The organism is Limosilactobacillus antri DSM 16041, assembly GCF_000160835.1.
In the GTDB taxonomy this organism is placed as follows: domain Bacteria; phylum Bacillota; class Bacilli; order Lactobacillales; family Lactobacillaceae; genus Limosilactobacillus; species Limosilactobacillus antri.
On sequence record NZ_GG700733.1, the window covers coordinates 242,094 to 262,948 of the forward strand.

The 20,855-nt window shown below is 52.4% G+C and carries 18 protein-coding genes; 9 read left to right on the top strand and 9 right to left on the bottom strand.

Annotated features, from left to right (window positions below; all coding sequences use genetic code 11):
- Nucleotides 1–16: 16 nt before the first annotated feature.
- From HMPREF0494_RS04775 to HMPREF0494_RS04800, 6 genes are all read right to left on the bottom strand, one after another.
- The gene (locus HMPREF0494_RS04775; protein WP_007123806.1) at nt 17–1,087 is read right to left on the bottom strand and encodes a hypothetical protein; all 1,071 of its coding nucleotides are present in this window, start codon (nt 1,085–1,087) and stop codon (nt 17–19) included.
- Between the two features lie 263 nt (nt 1,088–1,350).
- The gene (locus HMPREF0494_RS04780; protein ID WP_007123808.1) at nt 1,351–2,292 is read right to left on the bottom strand and encodes an L-lactate dehydrogenase; all 942 of its coding nucleotides are present in this window, start codon (nt 2,290–2,292) and stop codon (nt 1,351–1,353) included.
- Nucleotides 2,293–2,323: 31 nt separating this feature from the next.
- Entirely contained in the window at nt 2,324–3,133 is an 810-nt protein-coding gene (locus HMPREF0494_RS04785; RefSeq protein WP_007123809.1) for a 2-keto-4-pentenoate hydratase, read from the bottom strand.
- Nucleotides 3,134–3,829: 696 nt separating this feature from the next.
- A complete protein-coding gene (thrS, locus tag HMPREF0494_RS04790) occupies nt 3,830–5,632 on the bottom strand; it encodes a threonine--tRNA ligase (protein ID WP_007123810.1) in 1,803 nt (600 codons plus the stop codon).
- 338 nt (nt 5,633–5,970) lie between these two features.
- Nucleotides 5,971–6,534: a hypothetical protein gene (locus HMPREF0494_RS04795; protein WP_007123811.1), complete on the bottom strand. Its 564-nt coding sequence runs from the start codon at nt 6,532–6,534 to the stop codon at nt 5,971–5,973.
- A gap of 242 nt (nt 6,535–6,776) precedes the next feature.
- Nucleotides 6,777–8,393: an Nramp family divalent metal transporter gene (locus tag HMPREF0494_RS04800; protein WP_007123812.1), complete on the bottom strand. Its 1,617-nt coding sequence runs from the start codon at nt 8,391–8,393 to the stop codon at nt 6,777–6,779.
- Nucleotides 8,394–8,727: 334 nt separating this feature from the next.
- Between HMPREF0494_RS04800 and HMPREF0494_RS04805 the strand changes: the two genes are divergently transcribed.
- The 6 genes from HMPREF0494_RS04805 (at nt 8,728) to HMPREF0494_RS04830 (ending at nt 14,716) form a co-directional block, all read left to right on the top strand.
- On the top strand, nt 8,728–9,741 hold the full coding sequence (locus HMPREF0494_RS04805; RefSeq protein ID WP_040458808.1) for a zinc-dependent alcohol dehydrogenase family protein: 1,014 nt from the start codon (nt 8,728–8,730) through the stop codon (nt 9,739–9,741).
- Nucleotides 9,742–9,872: 131 nt separating this feature from the next.
- A complete protein-coding gene (locus HMPREF0494_RS04810) occupies nt 9,873–10,394 on the top strand; it encodes a TetR/AcrR family transcriptional regulator (protein ID WP_007123814.1) in 522 nt (173 codons plus the stop codon).
- Nucleotides 10,395–11,465 carry an ABC transporter permease gene (locus HMPREF0494_RS04815; protein WP_007123815.1) on the top strand — a complete coding sequence of 357 codons (1,071 nt, stop codon included), beginning with the start codon at nt 10,395–10,397 and terminating at the stop codon, nt 11,463–11,465. It abuts the gene before it with no gap.
- Between the two features lie 10 nt (nt 11,466–11,475).
- A complete protein-coding gene (locus tag HMPREF0494_RS04820; protein ID WP_040458809.1) occupies nt 11,476–12,150 on the top strand; it encodes an ABC transporter ATP-binding protein in 675 nt (224 codons plus the stop codon).
- Nucleotides 12,151–12,303: 153 nt separating this feature from the next.
- On the top strand, nt 12,304–14,286 hold the full coding sequence (locus HMPREF0494_RS04825; protein WP_007123817.1) for an ABC transporter ATP-binding protein/permease: 1,983 nt from the start codon (nt 12,304–12,306) through the stop codon (nt 14,284–14,286).
- A 208-nt stretch (nt 14,287–14,494) separates the two neighbouring features.
- On the top strand, nt 14,495–14,716 hold the full coding sequence (locus HMPREF0494_RS04830) for a hypothetical protein (RefSeq protein WP_040458810.1): 222 nt from the start codon (nt 14,495–14,497) through the stop codon (nt 14,714–14,716).
- Between the two features lie 71 nt (nt 14,717–14,787).
- Here HMPREF0494_RS04830 and HMPREF0494_RS04835 read toward each other — a convergent pair whose 3' ends face one another.
- Together HMPREF0494_RS04835 and HMPREF0494_RS04840 are read right to left on the bottom strand one after the other, a co-directional pair.
- Nucleotides 14,788–15,114 carry an ArsR/SmtB family transcription factor gene (locus tag HMPREF0494_RS04835; protein ID WP_007123819.1) on the bottom strand — a complete coding sequence of 109 codons (327 nt, stop codon included), beginning with the start codon at nt 15,112–15,114 and terminating at the stop codon, nt 14,788–14,790.
- Between the two features lie 123 nt (nt 15,115–15,237).
- Nucleotides 15,238–17,085, bottom strand: coding sequence for a LysM peptidoglycan-binding domain-containing protein (locus HMPREF0494_RS04840; protein WP_007123820.1), 1,848 nt, complete (start codon nt 17,083–17,085; stop codon nt 15,238–15,240).
- A gap of 386 nt (nt 17,086–17,471) precedes the next feature.
- On the opposite strand from HMPREF0494_RS04840, the gene HMPREF0494_RS04845 reads away from it, so the two are divergent.
- Nucleotides 17,472–18,410 carry a LacI family DNA-binding transcriptional regulator gene (locus HMPREF0494_RS04845; protein ID WP_007123822.1) on the top strand — a complete coding sequence of 313 codons (939 nt, stop codon included), beginning with the start codon at nt 17,472–17,474 and terminating at the stop codon, nt 18,408–18,410.
- Between the two features lie 45 nt (nt 18,411–18,455).
- Here HMPREF0494_RS04845 and HMPREF0494_RS04850 read toward each other — a convergent pair whose 3' ends face one another.
- Nucleotides 18,456–18,641, bottom strand: coding sequence for an LBP_cg2779 family protein (locus tag HMPREF0494_RS04850; protein ID WP_003714304.1), 186 nt, complete (start codon nt 18,639–18,641; stop codon nt 18,456–18,458).
- A gap of 237 nt (nt 18,642–18,878) precedes the next feature.
- Between HMPREF0494_RS04850 and HMPREF0494_RS04855 the strand changes: the two genes are divergently transcribed.
- Complete coding sequence (locus tag HMPREF0494_RS04855; protein ID WP_007123824.1) at nt 18,879–19,499, top strand: LVIS_2131 family protein; 621 nt, start codon at nt 18,879–18,881, stop codon at nt 19,497–19,499.
- 22 nt (nt 19,500–19,521) lie between these two features.
- Entirely contained in the window at nt 19,522–20,706 is a 1,185-nt protein-coding gene (locus HMPREF0494_RS04860) for an MDR family MFS transporter (RefSeq protein ID WP_007123825.1), read from the top strand.
- Nucleotides 20,707–20,855 lie beyond the last annotated feature (149 nt).

The window sequence follows — 20,855 nt, forward strand, 5'->3', positions numbered from 1 at the left end:
GGTTACCCTCCTCAAGTTAAAGGCCAAGCAGCGGCAGAACAAATTTCATCACTCCCCCGGCCAGCAGGCCAGTGAAGGGATCGACGAGGGCGGTAATCACCATCGTGGTCGCAGCTGCCAGCTGTTCCTTACCGGCCAGGGCGGTGGCGGCATTTTCCGGGAAAGTCACAAAGAGGCCGAGGACCAGTAAAAAGCCGGCAATGGAGCTGCTGGGGACGTACTTGCCGATTTTGGGCAGCCAGCCAGCGAACAGGATTACTGCCATGATTAACATCATTAAAACACCAGCAATCACTGGTTCCGGGGCACTCGCCGTTGCGGAAATGATGGTTTCGACCGGGGCACCGCCGAGGAGGCTGGTTCCCATGTCGGCCAAGGCCTGGGAGGAGGTCAACAGGTTCAGGTTGACCGGGTTGGGCTTGATCCCGGTCATTTGCCCGGTGATCAACCCGTAGGAGAGGTTGGCCCCGATATTTAAGCAGGCCAGTCCCAATGCGCCCCGCAGGATGCGCAGGTTGAACAGCGGCTTGGTGAAAATGAACCGACGGACGGTGACGTTCTGGGGCAACTCGTTTTGGTAGTGTTCAACGAAGACCGCAAAGAGGCTCGATAGAATGACGGAGAGGCAAATTGTCCAGACCAGGTCCTTGGAAAGCAGGTAGGTAATGACGGCAACCGCAATGGAGACCCAGCCGGTCCAACTGCGGTCCTTGCTCATGTTGAGGGCGATTTTCGCCAGCATGACCCCAACACCAGCCATCATGGCGGTGATGATCTGGTTGCCAAAGACCTGCACGATTTTGGTCAGCGTACCGGTGAGCCCGATAATCAGCATGATGACCGAGCCGCCGAAGATGATCGAGGTATATTCACGGGTGTTTTTACCCAGATTACCGGTCAAGGCGAGTGACTCGGCCTGGAAGGAGACCGGGGCGACGGAATTAAAGGCGAAGTTAATGCCAGAAACTAACAGGAACGAAAAGGTGGTGGGAAAAACGGCAAAGCCCAGGCCCAGTGCCATGATTCCCTGGGGAATCCCGTTGAGAACGACGCCTAGCGCCGCCATAATATCTGCAAACCAGTGCATGGTACCCTCCTAAACACGAACAATAATAGCTTAATTGTCGACATTGTTAACTACAACTTGATGATACAAGGAAAGGTTTTCAAAATCAATCATTATTTTAAGATAACCTTGCATAATGTTCGTGATTTATGTGGAAATAATCAAAGGGAGGGCGAACAAGCAATGAAAAAGAGGAATGTTTCCGAAAGTTAACAGGGAACATTCCTCTTTTATGGACCGTGTTATTTAAATTTCAACTTAGTAATGGGCCACCCCTAGCAAATTTATTCTCCCTTGGCCGCCCGTTCCTCTTCGGCCTGCAGGCGCTCCTTGATGTACTTAGCGGAGGTGGCAAGCTTCTCCTGCTCGTCCGCCGTCAGGTCGAGCTGGAGCTGTTCGACCACACCATCGCGGCCCACCACCGCTGGGTAGGAGAGGTAGGTGCCATATTCGGCCCGGTAGTTAGAAACCGGCATGACGGTTCGCGAGTCGCTCAGGAGGGCGTTGGTCAAGCGCACCGCGGCGGTCGCAACCCCGTAGTTGGTGTACTTTTTACCCTTGTAAACCAGGTAGCCGCCTTGGCGAGCCCGTTCTTCTAGGCTGGCGAGGTCGAGGTTCCGCTCCTTAACGAGGTCGAGCAGGGGCTTGCCGAGGACCCGGACGGTCGACCAGGCGGTAAACTGGGAATTACCGTGTTCCCCGAGGTTAAAGCCATCCACCGAGCGGGAATCGACCTTGAGGGCTTCACCAACCCGCGCCCGCATCCGGGCCGAATCCAGCAGGGTCCCGGTACCCATGACGTGTTCCTTTGGCAGGCCGGTCAGTTTTTGGTACATCGAAGTGATGACGTCACAGGGGTTGGTGACATCGACCAGTTTACCGTGGAAACCATTATCGACGAGCTTTTTGGCGACCAACGGCACCTGGGTTCGGGTGAATTTGAATTCAGCGAAGCGGTCATGGTCGGGGGTGTCCACCAGCTTGGATTTCCCGAGGGCGGACACGACCACGTCGCAGTCGGCGAGCTGGGAATCATCGTTGACCGTCAGATTAGTGTGGAAGGGCAGGTTGGCCATGGCGTCGCGGAGGTCGAGGGCGTCGGCCTGCACCTTGGCTTCGTTCGTATCATAAAGCGCTAAATCGTCGGTAAAACCGCCGGCAACGAGGTAGTGGGCAACCGTGGCGCCAACGTGACCCATTCCAACTACTGCTACTTTTCTTGTCATAAGCAAAACTCCCTTTCTTATTCAAGTCTGATTAGTCGACAGCGTTAACCGTTACGGTACCGAAACCGTGGTCAAATTTAGCTTCCCACTTACCCGTAGTCAGGTGGGGCGGCAGGAGGAAGGTCCCGGAGGATACCAGCTGCCCAGCTCGGAACACCTTTCCCTGGGCGACCAGTTTTTTAACTAACCAGGAGAGGGATTCTAAGGGGTTGCCGAGAACTTCGCTAGAACTGCCGGTGGCCTCTTCCTTCCCGTCATGGTAGAGGGTAACGTTAACGTTCGCGGCATCTTCGACGGTGGGGAAGACCTCGTCAGTCGGCCGTTCTTCACCGTAAACGACGTAGCCACCGACCGCACAGTCACTCATCACGCTGAATTTATCCAGGTCGGGGAACCAGTCGGCAAAGCGGCTGTCTGGTAATTCGACGGTCCCGCACACCGTCGTCTTGTGGAGCAGGTCAGCTAAACTATCGGTTGCCAGCAGATCTTCGGTGGCCCGGAAACCAAGTTCGACTTCCAGCAATGGCTCCATCGTCTGGGCCTTTAGTGACAGCTGGGCTGGGGAAGGCAGGAAGTGGGAGTCAACCTGTTGCCCGTAGAGGGGGCTGTCGGAGTCAAACATATCCTGGGTCTGCTTAGAGGTCAAGGAAACCTTGTAGCCGCCAGTCGGGAGTTTCTTGAGGGCGACGAAGCGGTCCTGGACGGCGTAGGCAGTATCATCATCGGTGACGACGCCTTGCCAGTCGGCCATCTTGAGGGGGACCTTGCTCTGGTAGGCCTTTGCGAGGGCCTGGGCGAATGCTTCTTGTTGTTGGTTTAAGGTAACGTGTTGTTCAGTCATAAGTATTTCCTCCTTGAACTCGTGCCGCCGTTACCTTTCGCTCGGTATGAAATCGGGCTAATCGTTAACTACGACTTAAATCTTGATTTGTTGCTACTTGAATTAATTCCTGCTGAATGTGAATGTTGCTAATGTCGCTGTCTGCCACGACCATCACCACCTTTAATTGATTGGAACGAAGAACGAAAAAAGCGTCCTCCCAGCTTCTGGATTAGAAACTGAAAAGGACGCTGTAAAACGTGGTACCACCTTTCTTTACGGTTAGAAAAACCGCCTTAACCAACTGCCACCGCTAAGGGCAATTAGTCGGCACGATAATGGGTGCTGCCAGTACGTTCTACTTGATACTTCGTTCGACATACGACTCCCGAGTGATTGAAGCGCGCGCCCCATCTACTGGTTTGCACCACCCACCAGCTCTCTGCTACCGGTTCGCGGCTTCGTTCTCGATCAACGTCTTTTATTTTGATTGATTGTTAGTAGGATAGCACCTGTTTATGAGAAAATCAAGGATAAAATGAGAAAAAGATGAGAAAAATATTTTCATCAAAAAGGACACCCGCCAGACAGTACATCTGACGGGTGCCTTACGTCATTAATTTGGAGGTTAATGAGTATTTATATGGCCCTGCCCAGCCGTGGGGTCAGCCGGGCAGGCACAGTGCAGTTATTAAACGTTATTGGGAGAGTTCTTCACTAATTTTTCCGGGAGTAGGAAGCGATGTCAGCAAGGATTTCGTTCATGAAGGCGTCCTGGCTCATGCTGTTTTGGGCCTCTTCACCGTACTTCCGAACAGAAACAGCGTTATCCTTAACTTCATCGTCACCGACAACCAGCGTGTACGGAACCTTCTGGGTCTGGGCTTCACGAATCTTGTAGCCCATCTTTTCGTTCCGGTCGTCAACGACTACCCGGATTTGGGCAGCCTTCATCTTGTCAGCCAGCTGCTTAGCGTAGTCACCGTGCTTTTCGTCGCTAACCGGGATGATGTGGACTTGTTCAGGAGCTAACCAGGTTGGGAAAGCACCCTTGTAGATTTCAGTCAAGTAGGCAACGAACCGTTCCATGGTACCGACGATCCCACGGTGGATCATGACTGGCATGTGTTCCTTACCATCTTTGCCAACGTAGGACAGGCCGAAGCGGTCTGGCTGCATGAAGTCCAGTTGGATTGTGGACATCGTTTCGTCGTTGCCGAGGGCCGTCTTGGTTTGGATATCCAGCTTTGGTCCGTAGAAGGCGGCTTCACCTTCGGCTTCGTAGTAGTCGAGGTTCAGGTCATCCATGGCCGCCTTCAGCAGCTTTTGCGATTCATCCCACATCTCATCGTTTCCGTAGTACTTTTCCTTGTTCTTCGGGTCACGCAGGGACAGCCGGAAGCTGTAATCGGTGATGTCGAAGTCCTTGTAAACGTCCATGATCAGGTTCAGGATCTTGGCAAATTCGTCCCGGATCTGGTCAACGGCAACGAAGGTGTGACCGTCGTTCAGGGTCATTTCACGAACCCGTTGCAGACCTGACAGGGCACCAGACTTTTCGTAACGGTGCATCATCCCGAGTTCGGCGATCCGCATTGGCAGGTCACGGTAGGAACGGATGTGGTGCTTGTAAATCTGGATGTGGCTTGGGCAGTTCATTGGCCGGATTTCCAGCATTTCACCGTCGCCCATGTCCATTGGCGGGAACATGTCGTCACGGTAGTGTTCCCAGTGACCAGAAGTCTTGTAGGCGTCTAGGTTCATCAGCACTGGGGTGTAGACGTGTTCGTAACCATCAGCGACTTCCCGGTCAATGATGTAACGTTCGATCGTCCGGCGAATCGTAGCACCCTTCGGCATCCAGTATGGCAGACCGGCACCGACCTTTGGATCAACGAAGAAGAGGTCGAGTTGGTTACCGATTACCCGGTGGTCGTGTTCACGGGCTTCTTGCCGCTTCTTCATGTCCTCGTCCAGGGCGTCCTTGCTAAAGAAGACGGTCCCGTAAACCCGTTGCAGCATTGGGTTGGAGGACATCCCCTTCCAGTAGGCCCCGGCAACGGACAAGAGCTTGAGGTGCTTGATGGCGTCGCCGTAAACCATGATGTCACCATCAGCAACGGCCTTGACGTCACCGACTTGGTACATGGCAACCTTGCCGTCCTTAGCGGCCTCCTTGATTAATTCGCTGGAGTAAGGGTCGTCCTTGACTTCAGCCAGGGCGTCGTCCAGGTCGGCTTCGACGAATTCAACCTTGGCGTCCTTGGCCTTCGCCAGCAGGGCGTCTTGCAATGCTGATAATTCGTCGGCAGATACCTGTTGGTCATCCTTGTCGGAGTCAACGTGGAAGCCATCTTCGTCAGCAACGCTTTCACCCAAGCGGATTCCCTTAAATTCTTGGTGCAGGGAATCCTTCAGCAGCAGGGAAGCAAGCTTCCGCAGTGCTTGTAAACCTTCTTCTGAATCGCGGTCAATCTTTTTGACTGACCCATCAACGGACATAACTGCAATCTGTGCCATATTAATCTCTCCTTTTGGCAATATAAATTAAAAACGTCCCAAGTGCACACTAGTAGTGCACTTGGGACGTTAATTAACAGTAGTTAGCGTGGTTCCACCCATGTTCAGCGTTACGATTGCAACGCTCTCTATGGTGTGTTAACGGACACGACCCAACCAGCCTTATTTCGGCCAGTAATCTAACAAGGTGGTACAAGCAACTGTCGACTCAATGCGGCTTCCAGTCAAGGTCGCAATTCCCTGGTTAAGCAGTGGTTGTTTGCATTTCCTTTTGATTGACTAGAATTATAACACCCATTTTGACTTTGACAAGCCCTTTTTTCAAAAAAGTTAAATTATTAGCGTTGACCTTGAGGAGCACCACCAGCAGGCGTGTTGCCAGCAGAGCTGCCGCTAGGGGTCTGCGGAGTTTGACTGCCAGAGTTTTGGCTGCCCTGCTGAGTACCACCTTGCTGCTGGCCGGTAGTATTATTCTGCTGCTGGGATTGGCCTTGACCCTGGTTGGTCGTCGTTTGCTGGTTGCCAGTTTGCCCAGCCGGAATCGAATAGGAGTAGGTATTGCTGGTACCAGTCGTACCGGTGTCGTCATCATCGCTGCTGGAGCTGGAGGAATGGCGGTGCCGGTGGCTGCTCGACCGTTTCGAGCTAGTCGAAACCGATTGGTCATTGTTGGTGTTAGTCTTGATCGGGTTGTGCTGCTTGACGATGAAAATAATAATCATTACCAGCAGGACCGTGAGCAGGATCGCTAGCAGGATTTTAAAGATTTTCTTGCCCCGGCCCGGCTTTTGCGGGTGGTGGCCCTTACCGCCCTTTAGCTTACCGGTTCCCCGTTTCTTGGTCCGTGAATCATAAAGCTGGACCCGGCTGGGCCGTTCTTCGTTGTTATTCAATGTCTTCACCTCATTTAGGAAGTTGCGAAAACTTCGGTGCTGCTTGTTAGTTGTGGTTAATAATGTTCAAGTCTATATTATAACATTGTTCATTGCAGGCAAGCGGTAAAACTAAAACGGTCATCCGCTGCAGAGGCGGGTGGCCGTTTCAGATCATTATTTGCTTTGGGAGATTATCTAATTGGGATTATCTATAAGATACTCGCCAAAGTTGAAAAAGTTGTGAACGTGATGTGACATTCCTGCGTAATTTAGTCATTTTCCATAGTCTTAGCGCCTTCCATTGCGGCTTCCTTTTGACCAAAGCCCTTGCCTTCAGCGGCAAAGCGCTTGTCACCGCGGTACAGTTCCACGCAGGTCCAGAGCAGCAGGACCAGGATGGCGATAATCGTGATGTAGGCGAGCACGTCAGAGAGCCCCTTGGACCAAATGCCGAAACCTTCATAAGTGGACGGCAGGTTGTAGAGGTTCAGGAAAGTCAGGGCAATAACGGAAATCCAGCCACAGATCTTGACCCAGAGCCGGTTCTTAAATTCACCCATTTCAACCTCACTGTTGGTCATCATCAACAGTGGCAGCATTGAGAACGGCAGGGCAAAGGCCAGGAAGACCTGGGAGTTTTCCATCAGCAGGTTCAGGGCCGTGTGTTGTTGAATGGCGTTTTCACCACTAGTCATGGCGACACAAATCAATACCGGGATAACGGAAATCAACCGGGTTACCAACCGCCGGGCCCAGAGCGGCATCTTCATGTGGACGAACCCTTCCATGATGACCTGACCAGTCAAGGTCCCGGTAATGGTTGAGTTTTGCCCAGAAGCCAGCAGGGCGACAGCGAACAGGGTTGAGAGGACCCCGGACTTAGCAACGGCGATCAGGACCGGGTTGGAAAGCATCGAGGTGTTGTTCAAAGCGTCGTACAGACCGAAGAAGGAACTGTCTTGGACGGCTCCAGTCTTGAAGACCGCCACCCCCATGATCAGCAGCAATGAGTTGACAATGAAGGCAAGGGACAGCTGAATGTTGGAGTCCCAAGTCGTGAAGCGGACCGTTTGCCGGATGCTATCCAGGTCGTTGTGGTCAATCTTCCGGGTTTGTGAAATTGCGGAGTGCAAGTACAGGTTGTGGGGCATTACCGTGGCCCCGATGATCCCCAGGGTCCCGGTCAGAGGAGTAATTCCACCGATTTCCGGGTGCTGGGCAATCGCCTTTGCGGAAGGCAGCAGGCCCATGAAGACGCCGCCCCAGTTCGGGTCAGACAAGGCAACCTGGTAGGCGAAGACGAACAGGATTACCAGGATCAGACAGGCAACAATGGCTTCGATCTTCCGGAAGCCAATCTTGGTCAGCAGCAACAGTACCAAAACATCCAAAACGGTGATGAACACTGATGGAATTAACGGAATGTGGAAGAGCAGGTTTAAGGCAATCGCCGCCCCGATAACTTCCGCAATATCCGTCGCCATGATGGCCAATTCCGTCATAATCCAGAGGACAACCCCTAATGCTTTACCGGTCCGTGCCCGTGTTGCCTGGGCAAGGTCCATTTGGCTCACGATTCCGAGTTTAGCCGCCATGTATTGAAGCAACATCGCAATCAAACTTGAAATCAAGATAGTAGTCATCAGGGTGTATTGGAAGCTTTGACCACCGGTGATCGAGGTTGACCAGTTACCTGGATCCATGTAACCAACCGCAACCAGGGCGCCAGGGCCAGAGTAGGCAAACAGGGTTCGCCAGAATCCTTTGCCGTGCGGGACTTCCACGGTCCCGTTAATTTCTTCAAGTGACTTACCGTTAGCATACTCAATCAAGTGATGCTTTTTCCGTTGATTTTTTGTGTTGTCCACGCCAAATCCACCTTTCATCTTATTTTGTTAACTCGATTTGGTAACCAAAATTAACTTAATTCGAATACTTTGTTAGGGTAGCATAAAAAATATTACATTTCAACGGAAAATCGCCGCCTTGACGGTCTTTCAGCCCGTGAAACGAGGCTGCCTTGAAGACAGATTGGCGGCGGTTAACTAAAGGAACCGCTTGCAAAGGTGTGGACGGGCCGCCAAAATAAATTTAACAAAAAGTTAAACAAGGCCGGTTAATTGGCTAAAGTGCCCCATTTGATAAACGTTTGACAAATGGTGATTTAGTTCACTATAATAAAGCAGGTTTTAAGTTATTACATCTTAAGGAGAAATGATTATGAAAGCACTTGTGTTAACTGGAACTAAGCAGCTCGAAGTCAAGGACGTGGAAACTCCGGCAGTTAAGCCGGACGAGGTGTTAGTTCACACCGCCTATGCCGGGATCTGCGGGACGGATCACGCCCTATACGCGGGGTTGCCGGGTTCTGCCAGCGCGGTTCCGCCGATTGTTCTGGGACACGAAAATTCAGGAGTTGTTGCCAAGGTGGGGTCCGCGGTTAAGAACGTTAAGGTCGGGGACCGGGTCACGGTTGACCCGAACATCTACTGCGGCGAATGCAAATACTGCCGGACTTCCCGTCCCGAAATGTGTGAGAACCTTTCTGCAGTTGGCGTTACCCGTGATGGGGGCTTTGAAGACTACTTTACCGCCCCGGCTAAGGTGGTTTACGCAATTCCAGATAGTGTGTCATTGAAGGCCGCTGCCGTTACGGAACCACTGTCATGCGCGGTTCACGGCGTTGACCTGCTGGAAATCCACCCCTACCAGAAGGCGCTAGTAATCGGTGACGGTTTTATGGGGCAATTGTTTGTCCAGACCCTGCAAGCCTATGGGGTGAGCGAAGTGACCCTCAGTGGCCGGAATGACGATAAGCTGAAGCTCAACCATGACCGCTTTGGTGCCAAGGCCATCAATACCGCTAAGGGTGAACAGATTCCGACGAACGAGTACGACATCGTAATCGAGGCGGTTGGCCGGCCGGAAACACAGGAACAGGCCGTTGAGGCGGCCGCCCGCGGTAGTCAGGTTTCCATGTTCGGCGTGGGAAACCCTGACGATAAGTTCGCCATTAACAGCTACGAAGTCTTCCAAAAGCAGCTGAAGATTCAGGGAGCGTTTATCAACCCGTACTGCTTTGAAGATTCCATCGCCCTAATGGCTTCAGGCAAGGTTGACGTGTTACCGCTGCTGTCCCACGAGTTTGACGTTAAGGAAGTTGACGACTTCGTAAATGGCCGTATTAAAAACGTCTCAAAGGCGGTTGTGAAACTGGCCGGCGAAGAAGCCTAACGGACTAAAAACATTTCCCGGGAAATTACTGGGGAATGTTTTTTTTGTACAGTTATGTTGACACGGTGTCACCAAAGGGTGTATGCTGTTGACAAGCTTAAAAATGACACGGTGTCACTAGGAGGAACAAAATGCCAACCCAAACCTTTGAAAATTTAACCGAGAGTAAGCAGGACCTGGTTCGGCAGGCCCTATTAGAGGAGTTTAGCAAGCATAACTTGGCCGATGCCCAGGTCGCCCGAATTGTGAAGAGTGCCCGCATCGCACGGGGGGCCTTCTATAAGTATTTCGCTGACCTGACGGACGCCTACCGCTATCTATACCAGTACGCGATGAACGACCTGCATGATACACGAATCCGGGCCCACCGCTTATTAACTGCGCAGGAGTATGTCGACCAGGTGACGACGTTTTTAGAACAGGTCAGCGCCAGTCCGTACCAGGAGTTAATCCAGCGGCACTACGCGGTCAACGAAGCCCTGCTGCACACCCAAGTGGTGCCCCGCTTACGGCCCGCCAGCGCGGTCGAATGGGCAGTAATGGTCCTAGTACACGAAACGATTAGGGAGGCCCTTTGGCAGCCGCAGGAGCGTTCAGAAGCTACCCAGCGGCTGGCCGAAGCATTAACGAGCCTCCTAGCACGAGGTGATTAGATGTTTTTAGCATTACGCGAAATTAAACATGAGAAGGTCCGCTATGGGCTAATTATCGCGATGATCGTAATGATTAGCTACCTGATGTTTGTCCTGATGGGAATGATGATCGGCCTGGCAAACGAAAATAAAGCGGCCATCACGACCTGGCAGACGCAGACCGTCTACCTGAATAAAAACGCCAATGATAACCTGAGCCAGTCGCTGATTACCAGCGACCAGCTCGCCGGACACCGGCTTAACCGGCACGAATCGCTGGTGGGGCAAGCGCCAGTAGTGCTTACCAAGGCGAATGGCAAGGCTGATAAGCAAAGTGCCCAGTTTATCGGCCTGGACCCGAAGCAGGCCATTGCCAAGGAAAATATCCCCTTGGCAAGCGGCCGGCACGCCCACCACGCTGATGAGCTGGTGGTTGACCAGAGTCTGCGGGCGAAGGGCTACCGGCTAAGCGATCGGGTCCGGCTGAATTCGACTGCCGACGACTACCGGATTGTCGGTTTTGCCAAGGGAGCCCAGCTCAACGTGGCGCCAGTGGTGTACGGTCGGTTAGCGACGTGGAAAACGCTCCGTGGTGTGAATCAGCAAGTCGTGGCGAGTGGAATCATCAGCAACCAGTTGGAGGGCGGGCACCGCTTTGACAAACTGGCCCGCTACACCAGCCAGGAGTTTATTCAGAAGCTGCCGGGGTACGCGGCCCAAAACAACACGTTTGCGTTCATGATTGGCTTTTTAATGGTAATCTCGTTGATTATCATTGCGGTTTTCCTGTACATTTTGACGATGCAGAAGATGCCGAATTATGCGGTCCTGCGTGCCCAAGGGATCCCAGCCCGCTACTTGATTGCGACCACGATTCATCAGGCGGTGATCCTAATGGCTGCGGGAATCTGTGGGGGTCTTTTGCTGACCCTGCTGACCACCTGGCTAATGCCGATGACCGTTGCCCTGGTGCTGGACTGGCCGCTGATTGCGCTAATGGTCGTGGTGTTAATTATCCTCGGTGTGCTGGGGGCATTCTTGCCGGTGCGGATGATTCTTAAAATTGACCCCGTGCGGGCGCTGAATGGCTAGGAGGGATACGATGGCAGTAATCGAATTAAAAAACATTAATAAGACCTTTGGCGAAGGGATTGGCCGGGTCCAGGTGCTGGATAACGTCAATTTCAGCGCTGACCGGGGCCAGCTAAGCTTGATCTTGGGCCCCTCAGGCTCGGGAAAGAGTACGTTTCTAACAATTGCCGGCGGCCTTCAGACCCCCTCTAGCGGGAGCGTAACGGTCGAGGGAAAACGGCTGGGAAAGTTAACTTCTAAGGACCGTGACCAGCTGCGGCTGAACAAGATTGGCTTTGTCCTGCAATCGTACAACCTGCTTCCCTACCTAAGCGTTGCCGACCAGTTTGTACTGGTACGAAAAGTAAAAAAGACCGGCAACCTGCCGGATGCGGAATTCCAACGTCTGTTAACTGAGTTGGGGATCGCCGACTTGACGAAGCACTTTCCTGACGAGTTGTCTGGCGGGCAGAACCAGCGGGTGGCAATTGCCCGGGCGCTGTACCCGAACCCGGAGATTGTCCTGGCGGATGAACCGACGGCGGCGCTAGATAGCGACCGGGTGAAGGTGGTGGGGGCGCTATTAAAGCAGATGGCCCAGAACCATCACAAGGCAATCGTTGTCGTGACCCATGACCTGCGGTTACGCGAGTTTGCGGATCACGTTTATCAGCTAATGGACGGTAAAATGATTCAGGAAAAGTGAATAACAGCGTTCTTAAATGTCCTCCAGCTCGGTAAAATCACCGGCTGGGGGCTCTTTTGTTTCACGTCCGTCCTTTCTGAGAAACTGGCCTGACCATTCCTGGCGGGCGGCGACTTTGCTATAATGGAGCCATTACACTAAAAGGAGAATGAAATGGCGTTTTTAGAATTACACGACATTCGGAAAGCATACTACCTGGATAAGGAAGCATTTCCGGTGCTCAAGGGAATCGATCTCCAATTTTCCCGGGGAGAGTTTGTTTCAATTTTGGGGGAGTCCGGTGGGGGAAAATCAACCCTGATGAACATCATTGGCGGTCTGGACCGGGACTTTGAAGGCCAGGTCTTGGTGAACGGCCAGGTGCTGGACCACGCAAAAGAAAAGCAGCTGGATGACTACCGGCGTGCAATGGTGGGCTACATCTACCAATCATATAACCTGATCTCCCACCTGACCGTGCTGGACAATGTTTTAATCGCTCTTGATATGACAACCCTCAGCAGGGAAGAGCGGCGGGCCCGGGCACTGAAGCTGCTGGATCAGGTGGGACTGAGCGAGCAGGTTCACAAGCACCCGAACCACCTTTCGGGCGGGCAAAAGCAGCGGGTGGCGATTGCGCGGGCCCTGGCCAGTGATCCCCAGATTATAATTGCCGATGAACCGACCGGCGCCCTGGATTCGGAAAATACCCAGGAAGTGCTGGCCCTGCTGGATAACATTGCTAAGGATGGCAAACTGGTAATTGCGGTGACCCACTCCCAGGAAGTGGCGGATCACGGAACCCGGATTGTTCACCTGGCGGACGGGAAAATTGATGGGGACCAGCGCCTGCGGCCGGCTTACCCGATTCCGGCGGCCCCCACGGTCATCAAACCAAAACAGCTGCCGGCAACGGCTAGTTACCGGATGGCGTTTAAGCACCTGATGTACAACTTCTGGCGCAATTCGCTGATTATGTTGGGAACGGCAATTGGGATCTTTGCCGTCCTCCTGTTTAGTGGACTGGGGAACGGCATCAACGGTTATATTCAAGACCAGATTAACTCGCTGACGAACCCACGCTCCATTACCGTTTTAAAGAATCCAACGGGAAAACGGCTGACGCAGGACCAGGTTCAGTCCGCCTTAATGCAGAATATGGCGGCGGACCCGCAGTCAATGGTGCTCAGTAATGGCGACTTCAACCGGCTGGCCAAGCTCGCGGACGGCGCCAGTGTCGAAAAGGGGAACATGATCGGCGGTTACCGGCTTAACTATGGCAAGCTGCAGCAGAGCGGGACCAACATGACGACTTGGAATAAGTCAGTTACGGCAAGCTCCATCAAGCACGGCCACCGGCCCGGGAATAATGAAATCGTTTTGACCAAGCAACAGGCAATTCAGTTGGCTGGGCCCCGGAGTTACCGCCAGCTGATTGGCAAGCAGGTCAAGCTCAGCTTTAACTGGGTCAATAAGCAGGGCGCGCCAGTCGCAATTGAAGGGACGGTGCGGGTTGCCGGTTTAAGCGAGGGTGCCAGCGCGGGAACCACCATTAATTACGCAACCATGCAGCGCCTGTTGCGGCAGCACGATGCGGATGCCCGGCCGAATTTTGCGGTGTTCGTTGCCAAGAAGCTCTCAACGGTGGAGAGTACGGCCAACCAGATTAATAACCTGCGGAACGGGCAGAATGAACGGATCCTGAGTGCGATTACCGTTGGCTCGGTTCTCAAAACCGTAAATACCTATGTCCGCCTAGCGTCCACCATCCTGGCGGCGATTGCCGGAATCTCGCTTCTGGTGTCCGTATTGATGATTATTGTCACAATGTATATGTCAGTGTCGGAGCGGACAAAGGAGATCGGGATTCTGCGGGCGCTGGGGGAACGGAAGAAAGACATTCGCCGGCTGTTTACCTCGGAGTCAATCTTTATTGGCTTATTCTCGGCCATCCTGGCTCTGGGAATTGTAGCGGTCGTGTCGTTGATCCTCAACCACGCGCTCTACGGTCTGATTAAGTACAATATCGTGCAGCTTACGGTGGGCAACGTAATTTTTGCCGTCGTGGTTGCCGTAATTATCTCCTTCATCGCGGCCCTGCTGCCGGCCCGGCACGCGGCTAAGCTGAACCCGATTGACGCGTTGGCGGCTGATTAATTGAATTAACCTAAGATTTAGGAGGCTGGGAATTAACTCAGTCTCTTTGCTGTTTTAAAGCTAGTAATGCAACAGCGTAGTAGCTGGCTGGCAGGCCAAATAGGCTTGTTGCGTGTCAACGGCATTCACGTTAGAATCCCAAGTAATGATTCACTTTATTTTTAGGTATACCAAAAATATGCTATAATATTGACTGGAGGTGATAGCAGTGACGACCGTTTATCTTCACGACAATCAGCAGACCCAGACAATTCACTGCTCTGATGGCAGCCAAGGAGTAATGCAGCTAGCAGCACCGTATTATCAATTTCGTTTTTATAGTCACCAGCACCCGAGCTTTTGCTTGGTCCAAAGCCAAATCCATGATGGTGCGACCATAACGGTGAAGGACATCCAAAGCAGGGATGACTTTCAGCTGAAGCTGGTTTAGGCAGGGCGGCAAACGATGGACAAAACAATACGCAAGTGGTCAATCGACATCGATTAACTACTTGCGTATTGTTACTTTTTAGTGACCGGCCGGTTCATTATCTCATCAGCGTGGCTTAAAACATCGGCGACCAGGGTCATCAGCTGGGGATTTTCCAACTGGTAGATGATGGCCTTGCCATGTCGGTGCTGTTGAACCAGGTGGAGCTTGCGAAGGATCTGCAGCTGGTGGGAAACACCAGACTGCTCCCACTGAAGCCGTTCACTAATTTCGGAAACACTCATCGAATGCTGGATCAACAGGTAAATCAGGCGGAGCCGTTTAGGATTGCCGAGAATCTTAAATAGCTGGCTGGCCTTCTCAATGTTTGTTAATTCCCTAGTAGTTTGACTGACCATTGCACTTCCCCCACTTTGTGTCTTGCACGGACTATCAAATTGTTATTACTACAATTTTAATATTTAAAGCGAAAAAAGCAAAGTGCCAATACAGACACTTTGCTTTTCCTTAGGAATTTCAAATTAGAAGCTCAAGCGCTGACCGACGTAAATCGTGTATGGCGCTTGCAGGTTATTCCGTTGCGCTAACGTCCGCCAATCGAGCCCGTACTGGGCTGCAATAGCAGACAGCGAGTCACCGCTTTGCACGGTGTAGCCGCCACGAGCCGCCGCGGCAGGGGCCTGGTAGCTAGTTGCTTGGCCACTTACCCGCAGGACCTGGCCGACGTAAATGCGGTTCGGGTTGGCGATGCCATTGCTTTGGGCCAGCTGTTCGTAGGAAACCCCGAGCCGGCTGGCGATGCCGGAAAGGGTGTCACCGCTCTGGACGGTGTAGGAACCGCTAGCACTAGCATTGTTGTGGCGCGGTTGACTAACGGTGTTAACCGGCGTGCTCTGCGTGCCGCCTACCCGCAGGACCTGGCCAACGTAAATCCGGTTCGGGTTAGCGATATTGTTGATCTGGGCTAACTGCGAATAGCTCATTCCGAACTGGCTGGCGATGCCGGAGAGGGTGTCGCCGCTTTGAACGGTGTATGACGATGCCCCGGTGTTCGCGTTGGAATTCGTTGGCGTCGTGGTGGTGTGGTTAACAGCGGCCGCCCGCAATTGCAGGACCTGGCCGACGTAAATTTGGTTCGGGTTAGCGATGTTGTTGATCTGAGCCAGCTGTGAATAGTTCATCCCAAATTGGCTGGCAATGCCGGAAAGGGTGTCGCCGCTCTGGACGGTGTAGCTGCTTTGCCCGTTGTTGCTTTGCTGGTTGTGGTTAACAACCGGCTGGCTAGGCGTTGCTGGTTGGCTGGCCTGCCGGACCAGTAGCCGTTGGCCGACGTAGATCTGGTTGACGTTTTGAATGTCGTTTAAGTGGGCCAAGGTGTTCACCGTGGTTGAGAACTGGTTGGCGATGCCGGAGAGGGTGTCGCCGTTTTGGACCGTGTAGTAATTGGTGCTGTTGCTAAAGCTGCTGGACGAGTTGTCATTTTGCTGCTTGTTGACAACTACCTTGCCCGAAAAGGCCACTGCATCGAGCTGGGTCAAGTTGTAGGTCCGAATCAAGTTTTGCAAAGAATAAGCGTAGTTCGGATCAGTTGCGTAACCGTCGAGGTGCAGCTTGTTAGTTACGGAAATGTAGTTGGTATCACCGCGCAGGTTGTTGTAGCGGCTGTTGACCGCCAAAAAGCGTCCGTGGTCTTCAACGGATTCGCTCAGACTAGGGTAAGCGCGGAAGTTGTCGTAAATGTAAACGCTCCGGCCGTTGTATACTTCCCGCGTTTGGAGCCGGATTGACTGCCCGTTGTAAGAACCCTTGATCCCGAAAAGGTTATTGCCGGGAGCGGCTTGTCCCCAACCACTTTCGAGGATTGCCTGGGCAACCGTGACTGAAGGCAGCACTTGGTAATTGTTCCAACCATTGATGGCACCCGGTGCAACACTTTGGATGAACTGCTGGCAACGCGCGTTGTTGCTAAAGTGGAGGGAGCTGACGTCCGCCGTTTGGCTTTGCGGCTGTTGGGCCGTGTTGGCCTGTGCGGCGTAGGCCGAAGCAGTTACTGCCCGGGCTTGCGGAGCGGCCTGAACGTTTAGTGTGTTGCTGGTATTTGCCTGCTGGTTCTGGCTAGCGTTCGCTGCGTTCCCATCTTGGCTGGTACTTGCCGCCTGGCGGTTATTCGTCTGGTCGGCGGTTGCTGGATTCTGATTGTTGACGTTGGTTACCGGCGCCTGGGCTGGTGCTTGACCATTATCGTCAGCGTGAGCAACTGCTCCCGTAGCGGTCAGCAGTGAAACAGCGGTTAAACCAGCTACAACCCATTTGCGGCCGCTCTTATACATTTTAAAGTGAGTGGCACTGTTAAGTTCTGCTTGTTTCATGTTCGTTAGCTCCCCCTATCAGTTAAAACGCGATAGTTCAAAGAAAAGTTGAAACTAGGTGGACGTTTTATAAAATTGAAATAAAAAAGTTAAGAAGTTATTAAGATTGCACTGTCTATAAAACTATCATTTCTGGCCCGCGACGTCAATCAAATCCAGCAGGCAAAATAAGTATATTTATATTTTATTTTAACGACTGAAAAATCTTTGATAAATCTTAACTGGCTGGGTGGATGCTTCGCCTTTATCAGCTGACAGATAATCTTGGTTGAATGCTTAAAAATACATATGTCGAAGCGGTCAGCCAAGGAGAAATAATTTCGGTTTAGCAGACACTAGGATATAATAAAAGAGCTTTTAAGATTTACATGTGAGGTATCAAAGGAATGGTAGCGAAGTTAAAGGATGTTGCTAAATTAGCTGGGGTGTCGGTAACAACGGTCTCACGAGTTATCAACAATTATGGCTCGCTGAGTGAAAAAACCATTAATAAGGTCCATGCGGCCATGCGTGAGCTGAACTACCAGCCGAATGCGCTGGCCCGGGCCATGCAGGGGAAGCCGTCAAAGTTTATCGGCTTAATTTTTCCTAATCTAACAAACCCCTTCTTTGCCGAATTGGTCAACGAACTGGAGCGGCAGCTGTTTAAGCAGGGCTATAAGGCCATCATCGCTTCGTCGGCGGAAAATCCCGAAATCGAACATGAATATTTAAGTATGCTAATGGCCAACCAGGTGGACGGGATTATTTCGGGCTCCCACAACCTCGATATTCAAGAATACCATCAGGTTGCGGCTCCCATCGTTTCGTTTGACCGCTACCTGGCGGATAATGTCCCAATCGTGGCTTCAGATAGTTACCGGGGCGGCCAGCTGGCGGTTGACTACCTCCTGCAGCACGCCGTTCGGCACATCGCAGTGATTGTGGATGAGGATACCTTCGCTTCGCCGACGCTGAACCGGCTGCAGGGGGCGGTTGACCGGTTGACGGCGGAGCACCGGAGCTTTGACCCCCTCGCCCTGGACCGGATCGAATTTACGACGACCTTCCCGGGAATTTACGATGGGGTGGTGGCCTCCAACGATATTCAAGCGCTTGAAATTGCAGCGGTTTACCGGGCAAATGGACTGCGGATGGGCAGGGATTTCTTTATTACCGGTTATGACGGTTCGCAGCTGGTTCAGAAGGTGGCGCCGCAACTGCCGACGGTTGTTCAGCCAATTCCAGAACTCGCGACGGCCCTGATTAAAACTTTGCTGCAGCGGGTCGCCCAGCCTACCGTCCAGGTGGCGTCGACGACCTTGCCAGTCACTTTTCGCCAGTAACAAAAAAGGTGCGGACCACGATGGCCCACGCCTTTTTAGTATTGGTTATTTGCTTTGCATAAAGCGTTGGAGCAATTCGGCTTCTTCAGAGGTCGCTGCGGAATTTGATGACTTAATGTCATGAATTCGTTCGACTGACAAATGGCTCCCGAAGGCAACTTCATTATCGTTTAAGTCGTTATCATGCTCAAATTTGATTAATTCTTGCGCTAACTCACTCAAATTATCCATGAAATCAATCTCCTCCTTATTTGACCAGGTCGTCAATTAAAGTGCGTTTTCACTAATTCGTCCACTGGTGAGACAAACTGGTTAAATACCATTTTTAAGTTTAGCACAGTTTAGGGAGTTCCCAAAAAGAAACGGCAATTTATTTCAGAAAATCGGCCGCAATAAGCGGGACAAGGAGCGGCATTTATGTGATAATCAAGGTATAACGATTGGTAAACAGAATGGAGCGTTGTAGATATGACTTGGAATTGGTTGGGCTGGCTATCGTGGATCCTGGCAATTGCCTTTCTCTGCTGGGTAATTCACTATATCCGGGTTCAGCAGCTGATGTTAATTGCAAAGACGAAAAAGGCCTTTGCGCCGAAGCTATTTTGGCGCTACGTCGCCTTGCTGGTGGTTGCACTGGCCTGGCTGGGGGCAATGCTGCACCTGACCTTTTTCCGGCAGGTTGCGATTGATAACCACCGGGAAACAAGGATTTCAATGCAGTACGCCAACCTGCAGCTGCACAACCAGGGAAACGACTACTACTATGTCCTCGCTACCCGCAGCAAAACTGGCCAGCACCCGGTAGTTTCGTATACTTACTGGGCCAAGGGAAATCGGTACACGACAAATTCCCGCTTTGGCTCGGTGGCTGATGGCCGGCGGCTGGTGACTTTGGACGCCAGCAGCCTGCCGTGGAATAAGGCGCAGCTAAAGAAGGCGGATCAGGAGAGCGGGCACGCGTTTGCCGCGACGATGACGGTCCACTACCAGAATACGGTCATTAATGGCCTGGGACTGCGGGCCAACCGCGACGCCGCGACCTACACCCTGATCCGGGTGCCGTCAGCAGAGATGGTTCACGAACGTTAAGGAGGTTCAGCGGAGATCCAAAATGACCAAGCAGAAACGAGTTAAGTTAAAATGGGTAGCCTTGGCGAGTCTGCTTAACAATACTGGAGCTGCTTTTTTATGGCCATTGACCACCATGTATGTACATAACTACCTTCACGAAAGTTTAACGACCGCGGGGATAGTGATGCTCTTGATGTCAATCTGCATGATGGTGGGCAACTATTTGGGCGGCTGGCTCTTTGACCACTGGGACCAGTACCATACGGCAGTCTTAGGGGTGACGATTTCGACGTTAGCCATCTTTACCCTGATTTTTGCGCATGGCTGGCCGTGGTTTGCCATCCTCATGATGCTGAACAGCCTCGGGGATGGGATTAACATGACGATCGTTAATTCTTACGGCTCCCTGGTTAGCGACCACAGTTCCCGCTACGTCTTTAACTATATTTACATGGCTTTCAACGTCGGGGTCGTAATCGGAACGCTGGCAGTAGGAGTGCTCTTGCCAATCAGTGTTGTACTGGTCTTTGCGGTGGCCACCGGCTTTTACTTCCTGCTCGCCCTCGTGGTGGTGTTGACCCTCAATGTCCGGGTACCGCTGCCGGCGAAAGCCCCGCGTACTAAGGATAAGGCCGCGTCCGGGAAGCACCGGCGGGCCCTCACGTTAATCTGGCTAATTCTGTTAAACTTCGTGACGATCCACCTGAGCTACTCGCTCTGGGAAAGCGTGATGGCGGTGCACATGACCAACATGGGGATCCCCTTTTACGCTTACAGTCTCCTGTGGACGCTCAACGGGGTCCTGATCCTCGTGGGGCAGCCGCTGGTGAATAAGCTGAGCCCCTACGTGCGCTTGTCCAGCCAAATTATGGTCGGAATTTTGATTTTTGCGAGCTCCTTTCTCCTGTTGATTTTTGCTCGGAGCCTCTGGGCCTTCGTCCTCGACTTTGTCCTCTTGACGGTGGGGGAAATGGCTAGTTTTGCGGGCTTGCCAGCCTGGATCTCCCAATTGACGACGGTAAACGAGGCTGGTCACTACCAGGGCCTCCTTAATATCATGATGTCGATCGGGCGGGCGATTGGACCACTCTATGGCGGTTTCGTGATTGACCACGGAAATTACCAGGAACTGTTTATCTCGGTCTTTTTGATGATGGCAGTGACCCTTGGCGGGGTCTTTGCCTACCTGCTGCGGCTCCGGCGGTTCAGCGAAAGCGCGAAATAGTGATACCCAAACGGAGCTACTTATGGTAAAATCACTGATGAACTGAAAAGCACTGGAAGTAGAATAAAAGCAGCCACACCTTGACAGAGAACTAGCAATGCTGAGAACTAGCAGCGGCTGTGAAACCACCTCTACTGAGCTGAACCGGG

Coding starts and splice junctions, on each gene's coding strand:
- HMPREF0494_RS04775 (WP_007123806.1), bottom strand. CDS start 1,087: ATGCACTGGTTTGCAGATATTATGGCGGCGCTAGGCGTCGTTCTCAAC.
- HMPREF0494_RS04780 (WP_007123808.1), bottom strand. CDS start 2,292: ATGACAAGAAAAGTAGCAGTAGTTGGAATGGGTCACGTTGGCGCCACG.
- HMPREF0494_RS04785 (WP_007123809.1), bottom strand. CDS start 3,133: ATGACTGAACAACACGTTACCTTAAACCAACAACAAGAAGCATTCGCC.
- thrS (WP_007123810.1), bottom strand. CDS start 5,632: ATGGCACAGATTGCAGTTATGTCCGTTGATGGGTCAGTCAAAAAGATT.
- HMPREF0494_RS04800 (WP_007123812.1), bottom strand. CDS start 8,393: ATGAAAGGTGGATTTGGCGTGGACAACACAAAAAATCAACGGAAAAAG.
- HMPREF0494_RS04805 (WP_040458808.1), top strand. CDS start 8,728: ATGAAAGCACTTGTGTTAACTGGAACTAAGCAGCTCGAAGTCAAGGAC.
- HMPREF0494_RS04810 (WP_007123814.1), top strand. CDS start 9,873: ATGCCAACCCAAACCTTTGAAAATTTAACCGAGAGTAAGCAGGACCTG.
- HMPREF0494_RS04815 (WP_007123815.1), top strand. CDS start 10,395: ATGTTTTTAGCATTACGCGAAATTAAACATGAGAAGGTCCGCTATGGG.
- HMPREF0494_RS04820 (WP_040458809.1), top strand. CDS start 11,476: ATGGCAGTAATCGAATTAAAAAACATTAATAAGACCTTTGGCGAAGGG.
- HMPREF0494_RS04825 (WP_007123817.1), top strand. CDS start 12,304: ATGGCGTTTTTAGAATTACACGACATTCGGAAAGCATACTACCTGGAT.
- HMPREF0494_RS04835 (WP_007123819.1), bottom strand. CDS start 15,114: ATGGTCAGTCAAACTACTAGGGAATTAACAAACATTGAGAAGGCCAGC.
- HMPREF0494_RS04840 (WP_007123820.1), bottom strand. CDS start 17,085: ATGAAACAAGCAGAACTTAACAGTGCCACTCACTTTAAAATGTATAAG.
- HMPREF0494_RS04845 (WP_007123822.1), top strand. CDS start 17,472: ATGGTAGCGAAGTTAAAGGATGTTGCTAAATTAGCTGGGGTGTCGGTA.
- HMPREF0494_RS04850 (WP_003714304.1), bottom strand. CDS start 18,641: ATGGATAATTTGAGTGAGTTAGCGCAAGAATTAATCAAATTTGAGCAT.
- HMPREF0494_RS04855 (WP_007123824.1), top strand. CDS start 18,879: ATGACTTGGAATTGGTTGGGCTGGCTATCGTGGATCCTGGCAATTGCC.
- HMPREF0494_RS04860 (WP_007123825.1), top strand. CDS start 19,522: ATGACCAAGCAGAAACGAGTTAAGTTAAAATGGGTAGCCTTGGCGAGT.